This is a genomic window from Streptomyces sp. NPDC048612 (assembly GCF_043199295.1).
In the GTDB taxonomy this organism is placed as follows: Bacteria; Actinomycetota; Actinomycetes; order Streptomycetales; family Streptomycetaceae; genus Streptomyces.
This window is the reverse complement of record NZ_JBICVV010000007.1, coordinates 90,325-114,941: the sequence shown is the minus strand read 5'-3', so window position 1 is coordinate 114,941 and position 24,617 is coordinate 90,325. Positions and strand designations below refer to the sequence as shown.

At 74.3% G+C, this 24,617-nt stretch carries 5 protein-coding genes; all 5 read left to right on the top strand.

Annotated elements, in window-relative coordinates; translation table 11 throughout:
• Positions 1-60: 60 nt before the first annotated feature.
• The 5 genes from ACGFN2_RS13480 (at position 61) to ACGFN2_RS13460 (ending at position 24,615) form a co-directional block, all read left to right on the top strand.
• A complete protein-coding gene (locus ACGFN2_RS13480; RefSeq protein ID WP_362602467.1) occupies positions 61-852 on the top strand; it encodes a glucose 1-dehydrogenase in 792 nt (263 codons plus the stop codon).
• Between the two features lie 322 nt (positions 853-1,174).
• Complete coding sequence (locus tag ACGFN2_RS13475) at positions 1,175-1,618, top strand: universal stress protein (RefSeq protein ID WP_393359946.1); 444 nt, start codon at positions 1,175-1,177, stop codon at positions 1,616-1,618.
• Positions 1,619-3,119: 1,501 nt separating this feature from the next.
• Positions 3,120-4,328, top strand: coding sequence for a cytochrome P450 (locus ACGFN2_RS13470; RefSeq protein ID WP_393359944.1), 1,209 nt, complete (start codon positions 3,120-3,122; stop codon positions 4,326-4,328).
• Between the two features lie 179 nt (positions 4,329-4,507).
• Positions 4,508-5,863 carry a serine hydrolase domain-containing protein gene (locus tag ACGFN2_RS13465; RefSeq protein WP_393359942.1) on the top strand — a complete coding sequence of 452 codons (1,356 nt, stop codon included), beginning with the start codon at positions 4,508-4,510 and terminating at the stop codon, positions 5,861-5,863.
• Between the two features lie 152 nt (positions 5,864-6,015).
• Positions 6,016-24,615 (top strand): non-ribosomal peptide synthase/polyketide synthase, encoded by an 18,600-nt coding sequence (locus tag ACGFN2_RS13460; RefSeq protein ID WP_393359940.1) that lies wholly within the window; start codon positions 6,016-6,018, stop codon positions 24,613-24,615.
• Positions 24,616-24,617: the final 2 nt, after the last annotated feature.

Below are 24,617 nucleotides of genomic sequence, written 5' to 3'. Positions count from 1 at the left end.
GCCCAGCCAGGTACTGCCGGTGCCTGGATGGGACGGGCGGCCGCACGCAGGCTCGTCGGCATGACCACTTCACCGATCACCTCCCCCACGACCGCCGGCCTGCTCGCCGGGAAGGTCGCCCTCATCACCGGCGCCGGCCGCGGAATCGGCGCGGCGGCAGCGCGGCTGTTCGCCCGGGAGGGCGCCAGTGTCCTTCTCGCCGCCCGCACGGAGCCGCAGCTCAGAGCGGTAGCAGAGGAGATCCGGGCAGCCGGCGGCACCGCGGACCACGTGCGGTGCGACCTGGCCGACCCGGCGGACGTCCGTGCCGCCGTCGACCGGTGCGTGGAGTTGTACGGCCGGCTCGACGTGGCCTTCAACAACGGTGCGACGGGCCAGCCGCCCGGCCCGATGGACCAGCTGTCGGAGGCCGATTTCGACCGCGTCTGCGCCGTCAACCTCAAGGGCCCGTGGCTGGCCATGAACGCCGAGATCGCCGCCATCCGCGCCACCGCGGGGCAGGGGGCCCTCGTCAACACCTCCAGCGTCGGCAGCCTGATGGCCAACCCCGACCTGCCCGCGTACGGCGCGGCGAAGGCGGCGCTCAACAGTCTCACCGCGTCGGCCGCCGCCACCTACGGCCCGGAGGGCATCCGCGTGAACGCCATCGCGCCCGGCACCACACTCACCGAGATGCTCCACGAGTGGGATGAGCGGTCCCCCGGCACCATCGCGCAGCTCAATGCCCGGACCCCGCTGCGCCGCGCGGCCGATCCGGACGAGATCGCCGAGGCCGCCGCCTGGCTCCTCAGCGACCGCTCCTCCTATGTGACCGGCACGGTCCTCCGGGTGGACGGCGGGATGCGGGCCTGAGCCGGCACGGGGTTCCGCGGGGCGGAAGGCCCCGGGGGAGGGGGCGAAGGTCCCGCGCACAGGCGGGGCCGACGGCCGCCCCGGCCGGGGCGGCCGCCTCTGGGCGGCGGACCGCCGGGCGAGCTGTACTGAAAGGGACGGGGAGGCGTGGGACGGCGGGCGGTGGGACAGCGGGACGGCTGGGCTGCGGAGTGGGCGTGAGCCTCGTGAGCCTCCGGCCCTCGTGCTCCTCAGGCCCGTGAGACATGGGCCGTCCCCCAACGGCCTTCTCTCCCCTCATCCCTTTCCTTCCTTCTCCTGCTGGGACATGTCGGAGGTGCCCATGAACAGCGAACCGCACGCAGCTGAGCGCATCGTCGTGGGAGTCGATGGTTCGGAGGCCTCGAAGGACGCCCTGCGATGGGCGGTGCAGCAGGCCGAACGGGAGCACTCCACCGTGGACGCGGTGATCGCCTGGGAGTACCCGCCGCTCTACGGCTCGATCGGCTGGATCGACGCACCACAGGAGCTCGCGACGGACATGGAGACCTCGGCGAGTCAGACCCTGGGTGCGGCCATAGACGCGCTCGAAGGCGCCGGCGGAGGCCCGTCGGTCCGTGCCGTCGTGGCCTACGGAACGGCGACCGGAGTGCTGCGGGAGGCGGCCCGGGATGCTTCGCTGCTGGTCCTGGGCAGCCGGAAGCAGGGCCTCTTCGGTGGTGAGCTGCACGGCTCGGTGCGCCGGCACGTCACCCGGCACGCCCCGTGCCCGGTCGTGGTGATCTGAGACCGGCGTCTCGCCAACTGCCCGCTTTCCGGCGGCACATACGTCCCTGTTTTCGGGACAAGCGAGGATGCGGCTGATACGGCAGACGCCGTATCAGCCGCAAGACGTGGAATCCAGCCAATAAACCGGACGTCGAAAGCAAGCCGCCGCGCGCGGGGCCGCGCTGGCCGATCAACAACCCTTGAGAGAGGCCGCGTTGACCCCGGGAACCGGGCAGTGCCTCTGGCCTGCCCGGTCTCTGTGCGGTCGCCGTGCCGATGAGCGCGGTACGGGCGCGGCGGCGGACTCCGGGTTGGCCGGGAGGTGTTCCGGTGGCCACCTCTCCCGGCCCGTGTTCGCCAAGGTCCGGCACCCGGCGTCGGGCGGTGGTGGCATCATCCTGCGGCGGGAAGAGGGACCCTCGGTGTGCGCTGCCGCTCTCCGGTGAAACGTGCAATACCCGCTTCCCCACGCCGAGTTCGAACGGACGATCGACATTTGTTACCTCGCGAGTAACAGGGGTCGCTTGCGGTCCGCCGGCGCGGCAAGGCAAATGGGTTGAAAAATTACTCTCAGTCAAACTCAAGGGGTTGCTATTGTATGACTGGGAGTGAAGACTGTCGGTCAAGCTGGGCTGGCGCGAAAACGCCTGGGGTGCGCCCCGCTGACAACATCAAACTGTACCTGCCGGTAGTTTTTGCGTTTCTCTCGCTCTCTTTTCGGGTGCCGGTGGCCCGTGTGCGGATCGCCCGCCTTCATATGCGCGGGAACGTCTGACACGTGTCATGTGTGGGGAATTCAGTGGGGGATGAGTGGTAACGAGATGGTCGACGGTGGCTACGTCACCGTGTGTCTGGGCGACGATGAAAGGCCAGGGAGGGGCTCCGTGGGCCGGTTCGTCGAGCCGTCAGGCGGGCCTGAGGTCATGTTCGTCATTGCCCGCGCCATGGGGCAGGAGGAGGCTCGGCGTGCGGAGTATGCGGTCCGATTCCGTGCGAAAGGGCCTGGCGTTCTGTCCGCGGTCGCCTTCGGGCCGGCCGTCGCGGCCGCATTGCTCCCGCCATTGAGTCGCCCCACGGTGTTACGGGGGCGGAGCCGACGTCGATTACCGGGTGGCGTGGGCAGGCGCTGAGCGCTGACACCGACAGGTAACCCGGATTCCGGGGTCCATGCCGTCACTTCATCGTGGAGCTCCGTGGTCGTCCCTATTGGCGTGCCCTTTCACCGGTGTTCATGTGTGCGTACCTGAAGAGGCATTCCTGCCATCGGGAGATCCGGGGTGCCCTTTTTGGGGCGTGCCGGTATTGCCGTGATGTGCAAGGGTGTCCGGCTTACCCGAACTCGCTTCGCCCGGCGGAAGTGAAAAATTCATCCGAAGGCAGTCAATGCCATGAAAGGGCTGTGATAGTAAACCTTCTGCGTCGCACGGCGATCCGTCTTTCGAGGGCAATGGCCGCTGCCCAGTCCAGCGCACAAACCGCCGGGGAGGAACACCCCGGACCCGTACTTCAGGGAGTTTCCGGTGACCAGCAACGAACTGAAAGACGCACCGTTAGTCTTCGACGACCTGGTTGGCCGGTGGAACACCCTGAGCGAGGCCGGTTCCGTGCGCCACGACGAGGAACAGAACCTCTGGCAGGTGCTCGACCACGCCGGCGTGGCCGCCGTGCTGGCCGATCCGGCGACCTACTCCTCGGACTTCTCCGGACTGACGCCCACCCAGCCGGACTTCGAGACCTTCCTCCAGGGCAACTTCGTCGGCATGGACCCGCCGGAGCACCGCAAGCTGCGCACCCTGGTCAGCCAGGCGTTCACCCCGCGCACGGTCGCCGGGCTCGAACCCCGCATCCACGCGATCACGGCCGAACTCCTGGACGCCGTCGCGGACCGGGACCGGTTCGACGTGGTGGACGCGCTGGCCTATCCGCTGCCCATCCTGGTGATCGCCGAACTGCTCGGGGTGCCGGCCGGTGACCGCGGGCTGTTCCAGGACTGGGCGGGCACGCTGTTCGGCGGGGACGAGATCGGTGAAGCGCTGGACATGAGCGAGGTCGAGCGCGCGCTGGACTCCCTCGCGCCCACCGTGCGCGAGATGAACGGCTACTTCCTCGACCACATCCGCCACTGCCGGAAGCACCCCGGCGAGGACCTGACCAGCAGGCTGCTGCGGGCCGAAGTGGACGGCGTACGGCTCACCGAGCAGGAGATCACCGGCTTCGTGGCGCTGCTGCTGGTCGCCGGGCACATCACCACCACCGCCCTGCTGGGCAACGCCGTGCTCACCTTCGACCAGCACCCCGACGCCGCCGCGCTGCTGCGCGCGGAACCCGGCCGGCTGCCGGACGCCATCGAGGAGGTGCTGCGCTGGCTGCCGCCCTTCCCCGAACTGGGGCGGCGCACCACCCGCGAGGTCGAACTCGGCGGCCGGACCCTTCCCGCCGACACCATCCTGATGGCCCACCTGGGCGCCGCCAACCGCGACCCGGCACGGTTCGCCGACCCCGGCACCTTCCATGTGACGCGGCACCCCAACCCGCACCTGACCTTCGGCCACGGCATCCACTTCTGCTTCGGTGCCCCGCTGGCCAGGATGGAGGCGCGGATCGCGCTGCGCCAACTCCTGGACCGCTTCTCCTGGATCACCGTCCCGAGCCACCGCGCGGTCGAGTTCCAGAACCCGGCCGCCATCGTCAGCGCGCGTCGTCTGCCGGTGGAGGTGCGGAGGACGTAGCGCCGTTCGCACAGGAGAGCGCGCCCGGTGCCAAGGGCCGGGCGCATGCGACGAGTTCGGCTGCCGAGGTCCCTCGGCGGCCAAGCCCAGGGGTTTGTCCGCGCATGCCGTGAGCGAAGAGGGGTCACGGCAGTCAGGCGCGCCATCCCCGTGAGTTCCGAGTTCCGGGAGTCCTAGTCATGCCGCAACTTTCGAGCGCACCGGTCGCGAGCCGGCAGCCGACCGAGATACGCCGCTTCTTACAGGAGCGTCTGGACACGCTCGCGCGTATCCATCAGGTGCCGGGGGCCCAACTCGCCCTCCAGCTCGACTCGGTGACGTACGCGGTCCACACGGGCGCGGCGGACGGCGTCACCGGTGAGCCGTTCACCGCCGACACCGCGGTGCCGCTGGGCTCCGTCACCAAGCCCTACACGGCCGCGGTCGTGCTGCTGCTCGCCGACGACGGTGACCTCGCGCTGACCGACCTCATCGGTACCCACGTACCGGAGCTGCGGCGGGCACCGCACCTCACCGTCCGCCAGCTGCTCAGCCACACCGGTGGACTCCCGACCGGTCCCGACTCGGACGACGCGGCGGCGCTGAGCGCGGCCCGCTATCTGTCCGTGCACTGCTCCGGCCGGGACGCGGTGTGCCCGCCCGGCAGCGGCTTCTCCTACTCCAACGCCGGGTACGTCGCGGCCGGCCGGCTGATCGAGGCGGTGACCGGCATGTCCTGGCAGGACGCCGTCCGGGCGCTGGTCCTGGAGCCCCTGGGCACCGATCCCGCCTTCCTCGGCGAGGCCGCGAAGCGCCCGGTGGCCCGCGGCCACTCCGTGCACACGGCCCTGGGACGGGTCCGGCCGGTGGAACAGAACCTCGCGCCGGTGGAGGCCCCGGCGGGCGGCCTCCAGGCGAGCGCGCTCGACCTGGTGGCCCTGGGCCGGGCCCTGCTCGGCCACGGCCCGCACGCGGTGCTGACGCCCGACGCGGCCGAGGAGATGCGCCGTCCCGTTCCGGGCGCCGCTCCCGGAGTCCTGGCGGACGCCTGGGGCCTGGGCCTCGCGCTCTTCCAGCAGGGCGCCCAGCAGTGGTGCGGCCACGACGGCAACGCCCAGGGCACCTCGTGCCATCTGCGGGCCGAACCGGACAGCGGCACGGTGGTCGCGTTCACCAGCAACGCCAACAACGGCACGGCGCTGTGGCACGAACTGGCCGAGGAACTCGCGCAGATCTGCGGGGTGCACATCCCCGCGGCCGCGCGCCCGGCCGTCGAGCAGAGCCGCACCGTCGCGCTTCCGCACTGCGCCGGGGCCTACCACAACGGCACCGTCGAGTACCGGGTCACCGCGGACGCCACCGGCTCCCTGGCGCTGACCGTGAACGGCGACACCCCCGCGCCCCTGGTCTGCTACCCGGATCTGAGCTGCGACCTGGTGGACCCCGAGACCGGCCGCCGGGTTCCCGGCGGACGCTTCCTGCGGGACCCGGACAGCGGCGCCATCGACCGCCTGCAGATCTCCGGCCGCATGGCACGCCGCACCGTCACCGCCTGAACCGGGCACGCCGCGGACGCACCGGCTGCGCCTCCCCGCTCCCCGCGCAGCCCTCCGTCCGACCGCTCCGGCCCGGCCGCCCGGGAGCGCTCGTCCGGGCCGCCCGAAGTCCCGCTGTACCGCCCCGTCCCCGCTGAGAAGGACCGACCTCCATGACGGACCAGTACGAGAGTTCAGCACCGGAGTCCGCGTCGCCGCAGGACCGGACCGTGCCCGGCACCCCGCTCGGGGACCTGTTCGCGGCGTGGGTGGCCCGTACTCCGGACGCACCCGCGGTGACCGACGGGCGGCGGACCTGGACCTACCGGGAGCTCGACCGGCTGGTCAACCGTCTCGCGCACCACCTCGTCGGACAGGGGGTGGGACCCGAGCGGACGGTGGCGGTGGTCCTGCCCCGCTCGGTCGAACTCGTCGTCGCGGAACTGGCCGTGGCCAGGGCGGGCGGCGCGTTCCTGCCGGTCGACCCGGCCTACCCCGCCGAACGCCGCACCCTGATGCTGTCCGACGCCCGGCCGGCCGTGGTCCTCGACGACCTGGCCCAGACCCGGCCCGCCACCGGGCCGGACCACGCGCCGACGGACGCCGACCGGGTCGCGCCGCTGTACGCCGAGCACCCCGCCTACGTCATCTACACCTCGGGATCGACCGGAACCCCCAAGGGCGTGACGGTGCCCCACACCGGCCTGGCGGGCTTCGCCGCCGCGGCCGCCGCGCAGTACGACGTCACGCCCGGCGCCCGCGTCCTGCAGTTCTCGTCGCCGAGCTTCGACGCCTCCGTCCTGGAGCTGTGCGTCTCCGTGCTGTCCGGCGCGACCCTCGTCGTGCCGCCGCACGGTCCGTGGCTGGGCGAGGATCTCGCGGCCGTCCTGGCGGACCACCGCATCACCCACGCGCTCATCCCGCCGGCCGCGCTCGCCACCCTGCCCACGCCGTCGCCCGACAATGGACTGCCCGGCCTGCGGACCCTGATCGTGGGCGCCGAAGCCTGCCCGGCCGAGCTGGCCGACCGCTGGGCGGCGGGCCGCCGGATGATCAACTCCTATGGCCCCACCGAGGCCACGGTGGTGGCGTCGTGGACCGGGCCGCTGGCCGTGGGCGGCGGCACCCCGACGATCGGCAGACCGCTGCCGCACTCCGAGGCCCATGTGCTGGACCCGGCGATGCGGCCGGTGCCGGACGGGACCAGCGGTGAACTGTATGTGGGCGGCGCCGGGGTGGCACGCGGCTACCTCGACCGTCCGGGGCTGACCGCCACCCGGTTCGTGGCCAGCCCGTACGGGCCGGCCGGGGCCAGGCTCTACCGCACCGGCGACCTGGTGCGCCGGAACGCCGGCGGCGACCTGGAGTTCCTCGGACGCCTCGACCGGCAGGTCAAGATCCGCGGCTTCCGCATCGAGCCCGGCGAGATCGAGGCGGTGCTGACCCGGCACGCCCGCGTCGCGGAGGCCGTGGTCCTGGTGCGCGAGGACGAGCCCGGACGGCAGCGGCTCGTCGGCTATGTCACCCCGGCCGATCCCCTCCGGCCGCCGCGCCCCGCGGAGTTGCGCACCGCCGTCGCCGGCAGCCTGCCGGCCCATATGGTGCCCGCTGCCGTCGTCGTGCTCGACGCGTTCCCGCTGACCGCACACCACAAGATCGACCGGCGGGCCCTCCCCGCGCCCGACCCGGCCCGCGCCCCCGAGGAGGGGCACCTCGCCCCCCGGACCGCCACCGAGCGGACCCTCGCCGGGATCTGGTCGGAGGTGCTGTCGGTCAGCGGCATCGGCACCGGGGACGACTTCCTCGCGCTGGGCGGCGACTCCGTGCTCGCCGTGCGGGTGCTGTCCCGCATCCGCGAGGTCCTCGGCGACCGGCTGTCCGTACGCGACCTGTTCACCGCCCGGACCATCGCCGGACTGGTGCCGCTGCTCGGCGACCCGGCCACCGCGGACCGGGCGGCGCCGCTCACCCCGGCCCGCCGCGACCGTCCGCTGCCGCTGTCTGGCGCGCAGCAACGGCTGTGGTTCCTCGATGACCTGACGGCCGGCGACACCGAGTACAACACCGGTGTCGCGGTGCGGCTGGGCGGCCCGCTGGACGCCGGGGCGCTGCGCCGTGCGCTGGACCGCCTCGCCCTGCGCCACGACTCCCTGCGCACCACCTTCACCACGGTGGACGGGCGCGGGGTGCAGCGGGTCGACGACACCGCCGAGCTGCCGCTGCGCACCGCCGACCTGCGGGACCTCCCGGCCGGCCGGCGGGAGGCGGCGGCCGAGCGGCTGCTGACCGCGGAGCTGGAGAGCCCCTTCGACCTGCGCGAGGGGCCGCTGACCCGGGCGCTGCTGATCCGCCTCGCGGACGAGGAGCAGCTGCTGCTCCTGGCCCAGCACCACATCGTCACCGACGGGTGGTCGGTCGGCGTGCTGGTCCGTGAACTGGCCGCGCTGTACGGCTCCGAGGCGGACGGGAGCCCGGACGGCCTCGCAGAACCGATCCTGCAATATCCGGACTTCGCGGTATGGGAACGTGCGCAGGCCACCCCGGACCGGCACGCCGACGACCTGGCCTACTGGAAGCGGCACCTCGCCGGGCTGACGCAGCTCGACCTGCCCACGGACCGCCCCCGGCCCGCGGTGCGCAGCACCTCGGGCGCGGCACACCGGCACGACCTGCCGGCCGGGCTGACCGCACGCCTCGGCCGGCTCGCCCGCGCCAAGGGCACCACCGTGTTCACCCTGTTCGCCGGGGCGGCCTCGGTGCTGTTCTCCCGCTACACCGGCAAGCGCGACATCGTGTTCGGCACCGTCACGACCGGACGCGCCCACCGGGAACTGGAGGAGGTCACCGGCTTCTTCGCCAACACCCTGGTGCTGCGCAGCGACGTCGACGGCACCGCCACCGTCGACCGGTTCCTGGACTCGGTGCGGGCGACGCTGCTGGACGCCTTCGGCCACGACGGCGTGCCGTTCGACCGGGTCGTCGAGGAGCTGGCCCCGCCGCGGGACCCCAGCCGCACCCCGCTGGTCCAGGTCCTGGTCGTCCAGCAGACCGCCCCGGCGCACCCGAAGGAGGCCGGCGGCCTGCGGATCGCGGACCATCCGCTGCCGCGCCCGGCCGCGCGGTTCGACCTGGTCCTGGAGTTCCAGCCGCGCGACGACGGGTCGTTCGGGCTCACCGTGGAGTACAACACGGACCTGTTCGACGCCCGGACCGTGGCCCGGATGAGCCGCCAGCTCCACCTCCTGCTGGACGGCATGGCGGACGGCCCGCACCGGACCGTGGCCGAACTGCCGCTGCTGACCGACGACGAGCGGCGCACCATGCTGGAGGCCTGGAACACCCCGCAGCAGGGCGGCCCGGACACCACGCTGCCCGCCCTCCTGGAGGCGCAGACCGCCCGCACCCCTGACCGGACCGGCGTCGTCTGCGGGGACACCCGGCTCACCTACGACGAGGTGAACCGGCGGGCCAACCGCCTGGCCCGGCTGCTGGTGCGGCGCGGGGTGGGCCCCGAGACCCTGGTGGCGCTGGCCCTGCCGCGCTCCGCCGACCTGGTCGCCGTCCTGTGGGCGGTGCTCAAGGCGGGGGCCGGGTATCTGCCGGTGGACCCCGGATATCCGGCGGAGCGCATCCGGTTCATGCTCGCCGACGCCGGTCCGGCCCTCGTGCTGACCACCCGGGACACCGCCGGCTGCCTGCCCGGGGACACCGGGTGGCTGGCCCTGGACGACCCGGAGACCGCGGCCGAACTCGCGGTGTACGCGGAGGAGGACCTCACCGACGCCGAACGGGTCCGGCCGCTGCACCCCGACCACCCCGCGTACGTCATCTACACCTCCGGCTCCACCGGCCGCCCCAAGGGCGTGGTGGTCACCCACCGCAGCGTGGCCGACCTGGCGGCCTGGGCGGGAGCCCGGTTCGGACCGGAGCGGCTGACGGACGTGGTGGCCTCCACCTCGCTCAACTTCGACGTGTCCGTCTTCGAACTGCTCTGCCCGCTGCTGTGCGGCGGCAGCATCGACGTGGTGGCCGACCTGCCGGCGCTCGCCGACGGGGCCGGTGCTGCGCCGCGGCGGGCCGGACTGATCAGCGGGGTCCCGTCGGTGATCTCCCGGCTGCTCTCCCGGGACGCCGGCACCCTCACGGCCGACACCGTGGTCCTGGCCGGTGAGGCGCTGCCCGCCCGGACCGTACGGGAGATCCGGGAGACCATGCCGTCCTCCCAGGTCGCGAACATCTACGGCCCCACCGAGGCCACCGTGTACGCCACGGCCTGGTTCGCCGGTGACGCCGCGCCGGAGCAGGCCCCGCCCATCGGCCGGCCCGTCGCCCGGACCCGCGCCTACGTCCTGGACGGCATGCTGCGTCCGCAACCACCGGGCGTTACAGGAGAGTTGTACCTCGGCGGCGGGGGACTGGCCCGGGGCTATCTCGGGCGTCCCGGTCTGACCGCGGCGCGGTTCGTCGCCGACCCCTACGCCGGTCCCGGCAGCCGTATGTACCGCACCGGCGACTTGGTGCGGTGGACCTCCGACGGTGAGCTGGAGTACCTGGGCCGGGCCGACCAGCAGGTCAAGGTGCGGGGTTTCCGCATCGAGCTGGGCGAGGTCGAGGAGGCGCTGCTGCGCTGTGCGGGGGTGGCCCAGGCGGCCGCCGCCACCCAGGACGGCGACGGGCACAAGCGGCTGATCGGCTATGTCGTCCCGGAGCCCGGCGCGGAACTCGTTCCGAGCGCGCTCCGCCGGACCCTCGGCCGCAGTGTGCCCGACTACATGGTGCCCGCCTCGGTCGTCGTCCTGGACGCGATGCCGCTCAACCCCAACGGCAAGCTGGACCGCGACCGGCTGCCCGCCCCGGACTGGACGACCGCCGGCACGACGGACTACGTGGCGCCGCGCACCGCCACCGAACGGGCCCTCGCCGCCGTGTGGGCCGAGGTGCTGCGCGTCGAGCGCGTCGGCGTCGACGACAACTTCTTCTCGCTGGGCGGCGACTCGATCCTCAGCATCCAGGTCGTCGCCCAGGCACGGCAGGCGGGCCTGGCCGTGACCTCGCGCGATGTCTACCTGCACCAGACGGTGGCCGCCCTCGCGCAGTGCGTGGACGCCGGCGGGCGGCCGGCGCCGGGCCCGGACCGTGCGGCGCGGGCCACCGGCCCGGCGGCGCTGACGCCCATCCAGCACTGGCTGTTCGAGAGCGACCCGGAGCGGGCCGGCCACTTCGGCCAGACCCTCTCCGTCGAGCTGACCGGCGACCTGGACGTCCCGGCGCTGGAGGCCGCCCTGCGCGACGTCCTCGCCCACCACGACGCCCTGCGCTCGCACTTCGTGCCGGACGGGGACGGCCGGTGGCGCCAGCACATCGACGACGAGGCGCCCGGCTTCACCCTGGGGCGGCACACCGGACCCGACGAGGACGCACCGCACCTCGGGCCGTTCGACCTGGGCCGCGGCCCGCTGCTGCGTGCAGTGCTGCACGACCGCGGCACCGGCCGGCCCGCCGTCCTGCACCTGGCCGTGCACCACTTGGTGGTCGACGGCGTCTCCTGGCGGCTGCTGCTGGAGGACCTGGACCGGGCCTACGGCGCACGGCGCGGGGGAGCGGACGCCGCGCTGCCGCCGAAGTCCTCGCCGCTGCGCCACTGGGCGCGGCGGCTGACCGGGCACACGGAAGGCGGCGGCTTCCAGGACGAGACGGCCTACTGGACGGCGCTCGCCCGCACCTGCACCCCGGCGCTGCCGACCGACTTCACCGGCGACAACACCTATGCCTCGGCCCGCTCGGTGACCGTCCGCCTCACCCCACAGGACACCTCCGTCCTGCTGCACACCCTGCCCGGGGCCTTCCGTACCCAGGTCAACGAGGTGCTGCTGAGCGGGCTGGGCCGGGTGCTGCACGAGTGGACCGGGCACGACCGGGTCCCGGTGGACCTGGAGGGCCACGGCCGTGAGGAGCTCTTCGACGACGTCGACCTGAGCCGCACCGTCGGCTGGTTCACCACCCGCTACCCGGTGGCGCTCAGTGTGGCGCGGGACGCCGACTGGGGCACCGTGCTGAAGTCCGTCAAGGAGCAGCTGCGCGCCGTGCCCCGCCGCGGCCTCGGCTACGGCGTCCAGCGGTATCTGCTCCGGCCGGAGGGCCTGCCCGGCACCCCGGCCGCCGGCATCAGCTTCAACTACCTCGGCCAGTTCGGCACACCGGGCGGTGACGGCGGCCTCTACCGCGGCCCGTACCGCGAGCTGGCGCTCGACGCCGACCCCGCCGCGCAGCGGCCGCACGCGCTGGAGGTCGTCGGCCGGCTGGACGGCGACGCGCTGGAGTTCACCTGGTTCTACTCGGCCGGGCTGCACCACGAGGAGACCGTCTCCCGGCTGGCCGGGAACTTCGCCCGCGCGCTGGGCGACATCGCCCGCCACGGCGCCCGGCCCGGGGCCGGCGGCCGCACCCCGTCCGACTTCCCGCTCGCCACGCTCGACCAGCCCACCGTGGACCGGCTGGTGGGCGACGGCACCACCGTCGAGGACCTGCACCCGCTCACCCCGACCCAGGCCGGCATGCTCTTCCACCGGCTCTCCCAGGACGACCAGAGCGTCTACTTCCAGCAGCTCACCTTCGTCCTGGACGGCGTGCCCGACCCGGAGGCCTTCGCCGCGGCCTGGCAGCGGGTGACGGACCGCACCACGGTGCTGCGCGGACGGGTCGTCTGGGAGGACGTGCCCGAGCCGCTGTTCCTGGTGGAGCGCGACATCACGGTGCCGGTCACGCAGCTGGACTGGCGTGCCCTGCCGGACGGCGAACGGCCCGGCCGGCTCGGCGAGTTGCTCGACCGCGACCGGCGGCAGGGGATCGACCTCGGCACCGCCCCGCTCCAGCGCCTGACCCTGGCCCGGTTGTCCGATACCGAGGTCCAGGTGGTGTGGTCCTTCCACCACCTGGTGCTGGACGGCTGGAGCCTCTTCCAGGTGCTCTCCGACGTCTTCCGGTGCCATGCCGCGCTGCGCGGCCCGGCGGCCGCGGACGGCGCGGCGCCCGCGGAGGCGGTCCTGCCCGGCCGCCGGCCCTTCCGCGACTACGTGGCCTGGCTGCGCGACCGCGACTGGGCGGAGGCCGAGCGGCACTGGCGGGACCGGCTCGCCGGGGTGGGCGAACCCACCGCACTGCCCTACGACCGCGAGCCCCGCGAGGCCCACCGCGCGGAGTCCACCGCCGCGGTGCGGATCGCGCTGCCCGCCGCCACCACCCGCCGGCTGGAGTCCCTGGCCAAGGACGCGGGCCTGACCATGAACACCCTGGTGCAGGGCGCCTGGGCGATGCTGCTGGCCCGTCAGGCGGGCCGCCGGGACGTGGTCTTCGGCACCACCGTGTCCGGACGGCCGCCGGAGCTGCCCGGCGTCGAGGCCATGAACGGCCTGTTCATCGCCACCGTCCCGACCCGGCTGACGGTCCCCGCCGACGGCACCCTGACCGACTGGCTGCGCCGGGTGCAGGAGATCCAGACCGAGGACCGGCGCTTCGACTTCGTCCCGCTCGCCCGGCTGAAGACGTTCGGCGACCTGCCCGAGCGGGTCCAGCTCTTCGACAGCATCGTGGTGTTCGAGAACTACCCGGTCGGCGACGACCTCGCCGCCGCCCACGGACTGCGGCTGACCGGCCTCGACGGCATCGAGACCACCAACTACCCGCTGAGCCTGGTCGCCTACCCGGGCCAGGAGCTGGCGCTGCGGCTCGGCTACGACCCGGAGCTGTTCGACGCGGCCACCGTCGAGCGGATGGGGGAGTACCTCACGGTCCTGCTCGCGGGCATGGCCGAGGACCACCGGCGCCCGCCCGCCCGGCTGCCGGTGCTCGGCGCGGCACGCCGCCGCCAGGTGGTCGAGGAGTGGAACGACACCGCCACCACGGTGTCCGAGGACACGGTGGCCGGGGCGTTCGCCGCCCAGGCCCTGCGTACCCCCGACGCCCTCGCGCTGGACGCGGGGGACACCCGGCTGACCTACCGGGAACTCGACGCCCGCACCGACGTGCTGGCCCGCGAGCTGGCCGGTCTCGGCGTGCGGCCGGAGACCCCGGTCGGGGTCCTCATGGACCGGTCGGCCGCCCTGGCCCTCGCCCAGCTGGCGCTCGCCAAGGCGGGCGGCGTGTACGTCCCGCTGGACGTCCGCGCCCCGCGGGAGCGGCTGCGGCAGGTGCTGGCGGAGAGCACGGTGGACCTGGTGCTCACCGACGCGGCCTGGGAGGAGACCGCCCGCGCCGCGGCACCCGGCGGCCGCACCCTGCTGATCACGGACGAGGCCGGGCCGGCCGGCGACGACGCCCCGGACGGCGCGCCGCTGCCCGCCCTCCACCCCGACAACGCGCTCTACCTGATGTTCACCTCCGGCTCCACCGGCCGCCCCAAGGGCGTCGCGGTGCGCCACCGGGACGTCGTGGCGCTCGCCGCCGACCGCGCCTTCGACGGGCACGACCGGGTCCTGGTGCACTCCCCGCAGGCCTTCGACGCGGCCACCTACGAACTGTGGGTGCCCCTGCTGCGCGGCGGCCGGGCCGTCCTCGCCCCGCCGTCCGACGTGGACGCCGCCACCCTGCGCCGGGCCATCGGCGAGCAGGGCGTCACCTCCCTGTGGCTGACCGCCGGGCTGTTCCGCCTGGTGGCCCAGGAGGACCCGGAGTGCCTGCGCGGCGCCCGCGAGGTGTGGACCGGCGGTGAGGCCGTGCCGGGTGCCGCGGTCCGCCGCGTCCTCGACGCCTGCCCCGGCCTGACCGTCGTCGACGGCTACGGCCCCACCGAGACGACCACCTTCGCCACCCGGCGGGCCTTCCGCTCCGGCGAACCGCTGCCCGCCGCCCTGCCCATCGGGCGTCCGCTGGACAACACCCGGGTCTACGTGCTGGACGACACGCTCCAGCCCCAGCCGCCGGGCATCCCGGGAGAGCTGTACATCGCCGGTGCCGGGCTCGCCCGCGGCTACGCCGGCCGCCCCGGTGCGACCGCCGCCCGCTATCTGGCCGACCCGTTCGGACCGGCCGGCACCCGGATGTACCGCACCGGCGACCTCGTGCGCTGGAGCGCCGACGGCGAACTCCACTTCGTGGGGCGGACCGACGACCAGATCAAGATCCGTGGCTTCCGCGTCGAACCGGCCGAGATCGAGGCCGTGCTCACCGGCCTGCCCGCGGTCGGTGAGGCGGTCGTCACCGTGCCCGGCGACGGCGGTCGCAAGCGCCTGGTCGCCTACCTCGTCCCCGCCCCGGACGCGACGGTGCCGCCGGCGGCGGAGCTGCGCGCCGCCCTCGCCGCCGAGCTGCCCGACTACATGGTCCCCGCCGCGTTCGTGCCCCTGGACGCGCTGCCCCTCACCGCGAACGGAAAGGTCGACCGGCGCAGGCTGCCCGCCCCCGACTGGTCGGCGGCCACCGCCGGTGAGCACCTCGCGCCGCGCACCGAGGCCGAACGCGTCCTCGCGGAGATCTGGTGCGCCCTGCTGGGCCTCGACCGGGTGGGCGTCGAGGACAACTTCTTCATGCTGGGCGGCGATTCGATCCTCAGCATCCAGGTCGTCTCGCGCGCCCGCCGGGCGGGCCTGACCCTGACCCCGCGGGACCTGTTCCGGCATCCCACCATCGCCGCCCTGGCGGCCGCCACCGGTGCCGCCGCACCGGTCAGCGGCACCGGCCCGGTGTCCGGAGACGTCGCCCTCACCCCGATCCAGCACTGGTTCCTCGACGCCGGGCCGCACCGTCCCGACCACTTCAACCAGTCCGTCGTCATCGAACTGGCCGAGGAGCCCGACGTCCCCGCGCTGCGGGCGGCGCTGGGTGCCCTGTGGCACCACCACGACGCGCTGCGCTCCCGCTTCGAGCGGCGGGCGGACGGGACCTGGCGCCAGCACTGCCCGGCGGCGGACACCACCGCACCGCGCTTGCTGGAGGTGCACGACCTGTCCGGCCGGGACGAGGCGGACGGCGCCGCCGCTGCCGAGGCCGCCATGGCCGCGGCGGACGCCGGATTCCGGCTGGACACGGGCCCGCTGCTCGCCGCCCGGCTGTTCACCGGCGCGGGCACCGCACCGCCGCGGCTGTTCCTGACCGTGCACCACCTGGTCGTCGACGGCGTCTCCTGGCGGGTGCTGCTGGAGGACCTGGAGAGCGCCTACCGGCAGGCCCGCAGCGGCGATCCGGTGAGCCCGCTCGCCCGGACCACCTCCGCACAGGAGTGGGCCCGCCGGCTGCACGCCCACACCGAGGCCGGCGCCTTCGACGGCGAACGCGCGCACTGGAGCGCGGTGGCCGCACACTGCGCCACCGGGCTGCCGGTGGACGCCGACGGCGGCAACACCATGGCCGACCTGCGCTCGGTCACCGTCCGCCTGGACCGCGGGCGCACCGGTGACCTGCTGCAGAAGGTGCCCGGCGTCTACCGCACCCGGATCAACGACGTGCTGCTGACCGCGCTCGGCCGGGTGCTGGGCGAGTGGACCGGACAGCGGACCGTCGCCGTCGGCCTGGAGGGGCACGGCCGCGAGGACCACCTCTTCGACGGCGTCGACCTGTCCCGTACGGTCGGCTGGTTCACCAGCCTGTTCCCCGTCGCGCTGGACGTCCCGCGCGGAGACTGGGGCACGGCGCTGAAGTCCGTCAAGGAACAGCTGCGCGCGGTACCCGGCCGGGGACTCGGCCACGGGGCGCTGCGGTACCTCGCGGAGGCCGCCGCACCCGCCGGCCCGCCCCAGCCGCAGATCAGCTTCAACTACCTGGGCCAGTTCGACTGGACCGGCGATGGCGGGCTGATCCGCGCCGTGCACGGCGGACTGGGCGGCGCCGCCGCACCCGAGTCCGTGCGGCCGCATCTGCTGGACGTGGTGGGCCGGGTCGAGGAGCGGTCGCTCGAACTCACCTGGTACTACAGCGGCCGGGTGCACCGGGAGGAGACGGTCACCGCGCTGGCCGAGGGGATGCTGCGGGCGCTGGAGGACATCGTCGCGCACTGCGCCGGGCCGGACGCCGGCGGCCGCACCCCGTCCGACTACCCGCTCGCGCGCCTCGACCAGGCGGCCGTGGACCGGGTCGCGGGGGACGGCCGCGCGGTGGAAGACCTCTACCCGCTGACGCCCATGCAGGCGGGCATGCTGTTCCACAGCCTGATGGACCCCGACGCGCACACCTACTTCAACCAGGTCCAGCTGGTGCTCTCCGGCGTCACCGACCCGGCCGCGCTCGCCACCGCCTGGCAGCGGACGGCCGACGCCAACCCGGTGCTGCGCACCCGTCTGGTGTGGGAGGAGACGGCCGAGCCGCTGCAGGTCGTCCAGGCACGGGCCACCGTGCCGGTCACCCACCACGACTGGTCCCGGCGCACCGCCGAGGCCTGCGAGCACGCGCTGCACACCCTGCTCGCCGAGGACCGGGCGACCGGACTCGACCTGGCCGCGGCCCCGTTGATGCGGCTCGCCCTGATCAAGCTGTCCGAGGACCGGGTCCGGCTGGTGTGGACGTTCCACCACGTCCTGCTCGACGGCTGGAGCGCGGCCCAGGTCTTCGACGAGGTCTGCGAGCGCTACGCGGCGCTCACCGCGGGACGCCGCCCCGCCCTCCCCTCCCGCCCGCCGTTCGGCAGCTATCTGCGCTGGCTGACGGAGCAGGACGGCACCCAGGCCGAGCGGTACTGGCGCACCGCGCTGGCCGGGTTCGCCTCCCCGACCGAACTCCCGCGGGACCGGGTGCCGCTGGAGGCCCACCGCGCCTCCTCCTCGGGCTCGGTGCACCTCGCGCTGGACGAGGCGGACTCCGCCCGCCTGCGGGAGACGGCGCAACGGGCCGGCCTCACCATGAACACCGTGCTCCAGGGCGCCTGGGGCCTGCTGCTGTCCCGCTACGGCAACAGCGACGACGTGGTCTTCGGCACCACCGTCTCCGGGCGGCCCGCCGCGCTGCCCGGTGTGGAGTCCATGGTCGGGCTGTTCATCAACACGCTGCCCACCCGGGTACGGATCGACGGGCGCCGCGGGCTGCTGGACTGGCTGCGCGAGCTGCAGCACGCCCAGTCGGAGTCCCGGCGCCACGACTTCGTCTCCCTGACCGACCTCCAGACCTGGAGCGAGGTCCCGCGCGGGACGAACCTGTTCGACAGCATCGTGGTCTTCGAGAACTACCCCTTCGACAGCGAGGCGCTGTCCCGGCACGGCCTGGGCATCGAGCAGGAACGCGACCTGGAGCCGACCAACTACCCGCTCAGTGTGATCGTCGCCCCCGGTGAGCGCCTCACCGTGGCCCTGGACTACGACCCGGCCGTCTTCGACGCCGCGACGGTCGAGCGGCTGGGCACCTGTCTGCGGGTCCTGCTGACGGAGATGGCGGCCGACCCGGACCGCTGCCTGGGGGACCTGCCGCTGCTCACCGCCGACGAGCGCGGGCGCGTCCTGCGGGAGTTCGGCGGCAGCGCCGTCACCCCGCCGCGGCGCGTCCTGCCCGAGGTGTTCGAGGCGCAGGCGGCCCGCACCCCGCACGCCACCGCCGTGCTGGCCGGGGAGACCCGGCTCACCTACCGGGAGCTGAACGCCCGCGCCAACCGCCTGGCCAGACTGCTGATCGCGGCGGGCGCGGGCCCGGAGCGGTTCGTCGCCCTGGCGCTGCCGCGCACCGCGGACCTGGTCGTGGCCCTGATGGCGGTGCTCAAGAGCGGCGCCGGCTATCTGCCGGTCGACCCCAAGTACCCGGCCGAGCGGGTCTCCTTCCTGTTCGACGACATCGGGCCGGACATCGTGCTCACCACCGCCGCCCTGGCCGGCCGGCTGCCCGAGGGGCCCGCCACCCGGATCGCGCTGGACGACCCCGGGGTCGCGGAGCGGCTCGCCGGGCAGCGCCCCGCCGACATCGGGGACGGCGAGCGGACCGCTGCGCTGCTGCCCGCCCACCCCGCCTACGTCATCCACACCTCGGGCTCGACGGGCCTGCCCAAGGGCGTGGTGGCCACCCACGGGTCGGTGGTGGCGCTGACCGACTGGGCGGCCGCCGAGTTCGGCGGCCGCGGCCTGTCCCACGTCGTGGCCTCCACCTCGCTCAACTTCGATGTGTCGGTCTTCGAGATCTTCAGCCCGCTGCTGTCCGGCGGCTGCGTCGAGATGGTCGGCGACCTGCTGGCCCTCGCCGAACGTTCAGCGCCCTGGACCGCGAGCCTGCTCAGCGCCGTCCCCTCCGCCCTCGGCCAGCTGCTCGCCGAGGACACCGTCCAGGTCACCGCGGACACCGTGGTGCTGGCCGGTGAGGGGCTCGCCGCCCGCACCGTACGGGAGGTGCGCGCCGCCGTCCCCGGCTGCCGGGTCGCGAACATCTACGGCCCCACCGAGGCCACCGTCTACGCCACCGCCTGGTACTGCGACCCGGCCGACCCCGACCGCACCCCGCCGATCGGCAGTCCGGTCGCCGGCGCGCGCGCCTATGTCCTCGACCTGCGGCTGCGGCCGGTCCCCGTCGGGGTGCCCGGTGAGCTCTACCTCGCCGGAACCGGCGTGGCCCGCGGCTACTTCGCGCGGCCCGGACTCACCGCCCGGCGCTTCCTGGCCGACCCGTTCGGCCCCGCGGGCGAGCGGATGTACCGCACCGGCGACCTCGTACGCTGGGACGCCGACGGGCAGTTGGAGTACCTCGGCCGCAGCGACGACCAGGTCAAGGTGCGCGGCTTCCGCATCGAACTGGGCGAGGTCGAGGCCGCGCTGGCCCGGCACCCCGCGGTGGCCGAGGCCGCCGCTGCGGTGACCGAGTCCGACGGCCACAAGCGCCTGGTGGGCTATGTCGTCACCAGGGGCGCGGAGGACACCGACCCCGCAGCGCTGCGGGCCTTCCTCGCCGAGAGCCTGCCCGACCACCTGGTGCCGGCCGTCGTCGTCCCCCTGGAGCGGCTGCCGCTGGGCGCCACCGGCAAGCTCGACCGGCGTGCCCTGCCGGCGCCCGACTGGGCGGCCCCGGCCGCCGGTTACGTCCCGCCGCGCACGGACACCGAGAAGACCCTCGCCGGGATCTGGGCCGCGGTGCTGGGCCTGGAGCGGGTGGGCGCCGAGGACAACTACTTCGCGCTCGGCGGGGACTCGATCCTGAGCATCCAGATCGTCTCCGCGGCCCGCCGCGCGGGCCTCGCGCTGACCCCGCGCCATCTGTTCGTCCACCAGACCGTCTCCGCGCTCGCCGCGGCCGCCGCCGATCTGCCGGCCACGGTGTCCACCGCCGAACAGGGCCCGGTGGTCGGCGAGGTGCCGCTCACCCCCGTCCAGCACTGGCTGTTCGACAGCGTCCCGGACAGCCCCGGGCACTTCACCCAGGCGCTCTCCTTCCAACTGGCGGCCGAGGTCGACGAGGGCGCGCTGCGGGCCGCGCTGGCCGCGGTGCTGGAGCACCACGACGCCCTGCGCATGGTGTACGAGCCCGCCGGCGACGGCCACTGGCGCCAGTACAGCGCGGCGCCCGGCGCGGCACCCGCCCTGGACGTCCACGACCTCTCCGCCCTGGAGCCGGAGGACCGGGCCGCGCGGCTGCGCGCGCTGTCGGCGGAGCTGTCCGCCGGCTTCGGCCTCGCGGACGGGCCGCTGCTGAAGACCGCGCTGTGCCACCTGGGCGACCAGGACCGGCCGGTGCTGCTGCTGGCGGCCCACCACCTGGTCGTCGACGCGGTGTCCTGGCGCATCGTCCTGGAGGACCTCGATACCGCCTACCGCCGGGTCCGGGCCGGGGAGCGGGCCGCGCTCGGCCCCAAGACCACCTCGTTCCGCGCCTGGGCGCAGCGGCTGCACGACCACACCGCGGCCGGCGGCTTCGACGACGAACTCGCCTACTGGAGCGGCCAGGACGGCCGGGCGGACCTGCCCGTCGACCACGCCGGCCGCAACTCGGCGGACTCCGAGGAGACCGTCACCGTCCGCCTGGAGGCCGAGGAGACCCGGCAGCTGCTCCAGGACGTGCCGGACGTCTACCGGACCCGCGTCAACGACGTGCTGCTGTGCGCCCTGGGCCGGGTGCTGGCCCGCTGGACCGGGCACGACCGGGTACGGATCGGACTGGAGGGCCACGGCCGCGAGGAGATCTTCGACGACGTCGACCTCTCCCGCACCGTCGGCTGGTTCACCACCCTGTTCCCGGTCACCCTGGACCTGCCGCCGCACGCGGACCTCGGCGCGGCGCTGAAGTCCGCCAAGGAGGGCCTGCGGACCCTGCCCCGGCACGGCCTGGGCCACGGCGCGCTGCGCCATCTGCGTACCCCGGCCGCCACCGGGCTGCCCGCCGACCCGCAGATCGCCTTCAACTACCTGGGCCAGCAGGACTGGAGCGCCTCCGCGGGCGACGGTCTGCTGCACGCGCCGTACGGCGCGCTGGCGGGCGACATGGCCCTGTCGGCCGACCGGCCGCACCTCATCGACGTCATCGGCCTGGTCACGGACAAGCGCCTGGAGTTCACCTGGTCGTACTCGGCGAACCTGCATCTGCGCTCCACCGTGGTCGGGCTGGCCGAGGAGATGACCGCCGAACTCCGGGAGATCGTGCGGCACTGCGCCCGGCCGGACGCCGGGGGCCGCACCCCCTCGGACTTCCCGCTGGTCCGCCTCGACCAGGACACCGTCGACCGGCTCGCCGGCGACGGGCGGGACGTCACGGACCTCTATCCGCTGACCCCCACCCAGACCGGCATGGTCTTCCACGGGCTCGACGAACCCGACCAGGGGCTCTACGTCGAACAGGCCACCTTCGTGCTGGACGGGGTGCCCGACTCCCGGCTGCTGGCCGCCGCCTGGCAGCACGTCGTCGACCGCACCCCCGTGCTGCGCAGCGCGGTCGTGCTGCACGAGGTGCCGGTACCGCTGCAGACCGTGCACCGCTCGGTCACCCTGCCGGTCACCGCGCTCGACTGGAGCGCCCGGACCGAGGAGGAGCGCACGGCCGCACTGACCCGGCTGCTCGCCGACGACCGGGACCGCGGGCTCGCCCTCGACCGGGCGCCGCTGCTGCGGCTCACCCTGATCCGGCTCTCCCCGGCCGAGGTACGGGTCGTGTGGACCTTCCACCATGTGCTGCTCGACGGCTGGAGCGTCTTCCAGGTGCTCTCGGACGTGTTCGCCTGCCACGCGGCGCTGACCCGGGGCGAGGCCCCTCAGCTGCCGGACCGCAGGCCGTTCGCGGACTACGCCGCCTGGCTCGCCGCCCACGACCCGGCCCCGGCCGAACAGCACTGGCGCGGCGCGCTGGCCGGACTGACGGCACCCACCCCGCTGCCCTACGACCGGCGCCCGGCGCCGGGAGCCGCCACCCGCGCCGGCACCTGGCTCTCGGAGCGGCTCGGCGAGCAGGAGAGCACCGCCCTCCAGGACTTCGCCCGGCGCCACCACCTCACCCTCAACACCGTCGTCCAGGGGGTCTGGGGCCTGCTGCTGGCCCGCTGGAGCGGAGAGCGGGAGGTGTGCTTCGGCACGACGGTCTCCGGACGGCCCGCCGACCTGCCCGGCGCCGACGCCATCACCGGCCTGTTCATCAACTCCCTGCCGGTCCGGTGCCGGGTCGACGGCGGCGCGGCCCCGGCCGACTGGCTGCGCGGCCTCCAGTCCGCGCAGGCCGACGCCCGCGGCTTCGAGCAGGTCCCGCTGTCCGACCTGCGCGGCTGGAGCGAACTCCCCGCCGGAGAGGCGCTGTTCGAGAGCCTCGTGGTCTTCGAGAACTACCCGATCAACGACACCGCGGCCACCGCACACGGCCTGCGCGTCCGTGATCTGCACGCCCTGGAGGCCACCAACTACCCGCTCACCGTGGTCATCTCGCCCGACACCTGCCTGAGCGTCGAACTCGGCTACGACCCGCGGTACTTCGAGGAGTCCACGGCCCGCTCCCTGGCCGCGCAGCTGGTGCACACCCTGGGCGCCCTGGCGGCACCCGGCGGCGCGGCGACCGTGGACGGGATCGACATCCTGCCGCCGGCCGAGCGCGACCGGCTGACCGGGCGCACCGAGCCGGCCGGGGACACGGTCCCGGCCGCCACCCTGGCCGCGCTCGTCGAGGCGGCGGTGGACCGGTGGCCGGACGCCCCCGCGCTGACCGCGCCGGACCTGCACCTCTCCTTCGCGGAACTGGAGGCGCGGGCCAACCGCCTCGCCCACCACCTCCTCACCCGCGGGACCGGTCCCGGCGACCTCGTCGCCCTGGTCCTGCCGAGATCGGCCGACATGGCCGTCGCCCAGCTGGCCACCGCCAAGACGGGTGCCGCCTACCTGCCGGTGGACCCCGGGTACCCCTCGGAGCGGATCGCGCTGATGCTGCGCGACGCCGCCCCGGCCGTCACCCTGGAGGCCGCCGAGGTCCATGACCTCCTGGCCGCCGGGGACGACGACGCACCCGCCCACCGGCCCACCGACCGGGACCGGGTCCGCCCGCTCGACCTCGACGACCCGGCCTACGTGATCTACACCTCCGGCTCCACCGGCACCCCCAAGGGCGTCGTCGTCACCCACCGCGGACTGGCGGCCTTCGCCGCCGCCGAGGCCGACCACTACCAGGTCCGGCCGGGCGACCGGGTGCTGGCCTTCGCCACGCCCAGCTTCGACGCCTCGGTGCTGGAGCTGTGCATGGCCCTGCCGGCCGGTGCCCGCCTCGTGGTGCCGCCGCCCGGCCCGCTGCTCGGCGAGCAACTGGCCGAGGTGCTGCGCCGGGAGCGCATCACGCACACCCTGCTGCCGCCCGCCGCACTCGCCACGGTGCCGCCCGCCACCGCGGGCACCCTGCCGGACCTGCGCACCCTCGTCGTCGGCGCGGACGCCTGCGGCGCCGACCTGGTCGCCCGCTGGGCCCCGCACCACCGGATGATCAACTCGTACGGGCCCACCGAGACCACGGTGGTCGCCACCTGGTCCGGCCCACTGGTGCCCGACGGCGCCGCGCCGCCCATCGGACGGGCCCGGGCGGGCAGCCGCAGCTATGTGCTCGACGAGCGGCTGCGCCCGGTCGCCGACGGCGTCCCCGGCGAACTGTGGATCAGCGGAGCCTCGCTGGCCCGCGGCTACCTCCACCGGCCCGGCCTGACCGCCGCCCGGTTCACCGCCGACCCCTACGGCGCGCCGGGCGACCGGATGTACCGCACCGGCGACCTGGTCCGCCGCGACGCCCGCGGCGAGCTCCACTACCTCGGCCGCACCGACCACCAGATGAAGCTGCACGGCCACCGCATCGAGGCGGGCGAGGTCGAGGCCACCCTGACCGGTCACCCCGCCGTCGCGGACGCCGTGGTGTCCGTACGGGAGGACGAGCCGGGAAGGCCGCGTCTGGTGGCCCATCTGCTCGCCGCACCGGCCACCGAGGTCCCGTCCGGCGCGGAGCTGCGCTCCTTCGCCGCCCGGACCCTGCCCGGCCACCTGGTCCCCTCGGCCTTCGTCGTCCTGGAGCGCTTCCCGCTCACCGAGAACGGAAAGACAGACCGCGCGGCCCTGCCCGCACCCGGCCCGGACGCCGCGGAGCCGGCCGACCGGGTCGCCCCGCGCACCCCCACGGAGCAGTTCCTCGCGGACGTCTGGTCCGAGGCCCTGGAGACGGCCGTGGGCGCCGAGGACGACTTCTTCGCCCTCGGCGGCGACTCGCTGCGCAGCCTGCTCATCGCCTCCCGGGTCAACGAGACCTTCGGCGTGGAGCTGACCCCCCGGGACGTGCTGACCGCTCGCACGGTCGCCGCCCTGGCGGAACTCGTGGAGGAGCACGTCCTGCGCGAACTCGAAGACGCCGCACGCGGCACCAGCGACCCCAACGAACGGTGAGG

What these genes read in the sequence shown, in the direction of transcription:
- ACGFN2_RS13475 (WP_393359946.1), top strand. Translation starts at nt 1,175, where the DNA reads ATGAACAGCGAACCGCACGCAGCTGAGCGCATCGTCGTGGGAGTCGAT.
- ACGFN2_RS13465 (WP_393359942.1), top strand. Translation starts at nt 4,508, where the DNA reads ATGCCGCAACTTTCGAGCGCACCGGTCGCGAGCCGGCAGCCGACCGAG.
- ACGFN2_RS13480 (WP_362602467.1), top strand. Translation starts at nt 61, where the DNA reads ATGACCACTTCACCGATCACCTCCCCCACGACCGCCGGCCTGCTCGCC.
- ACGFN2_RS13460 (WP_393359940.1), top strand. Translation starts at nt 6,016, where the DNA reads ATGACGGACCAGTACGAGAGTTCAGCACCGGAGTCCGCGTCGCCGCAG.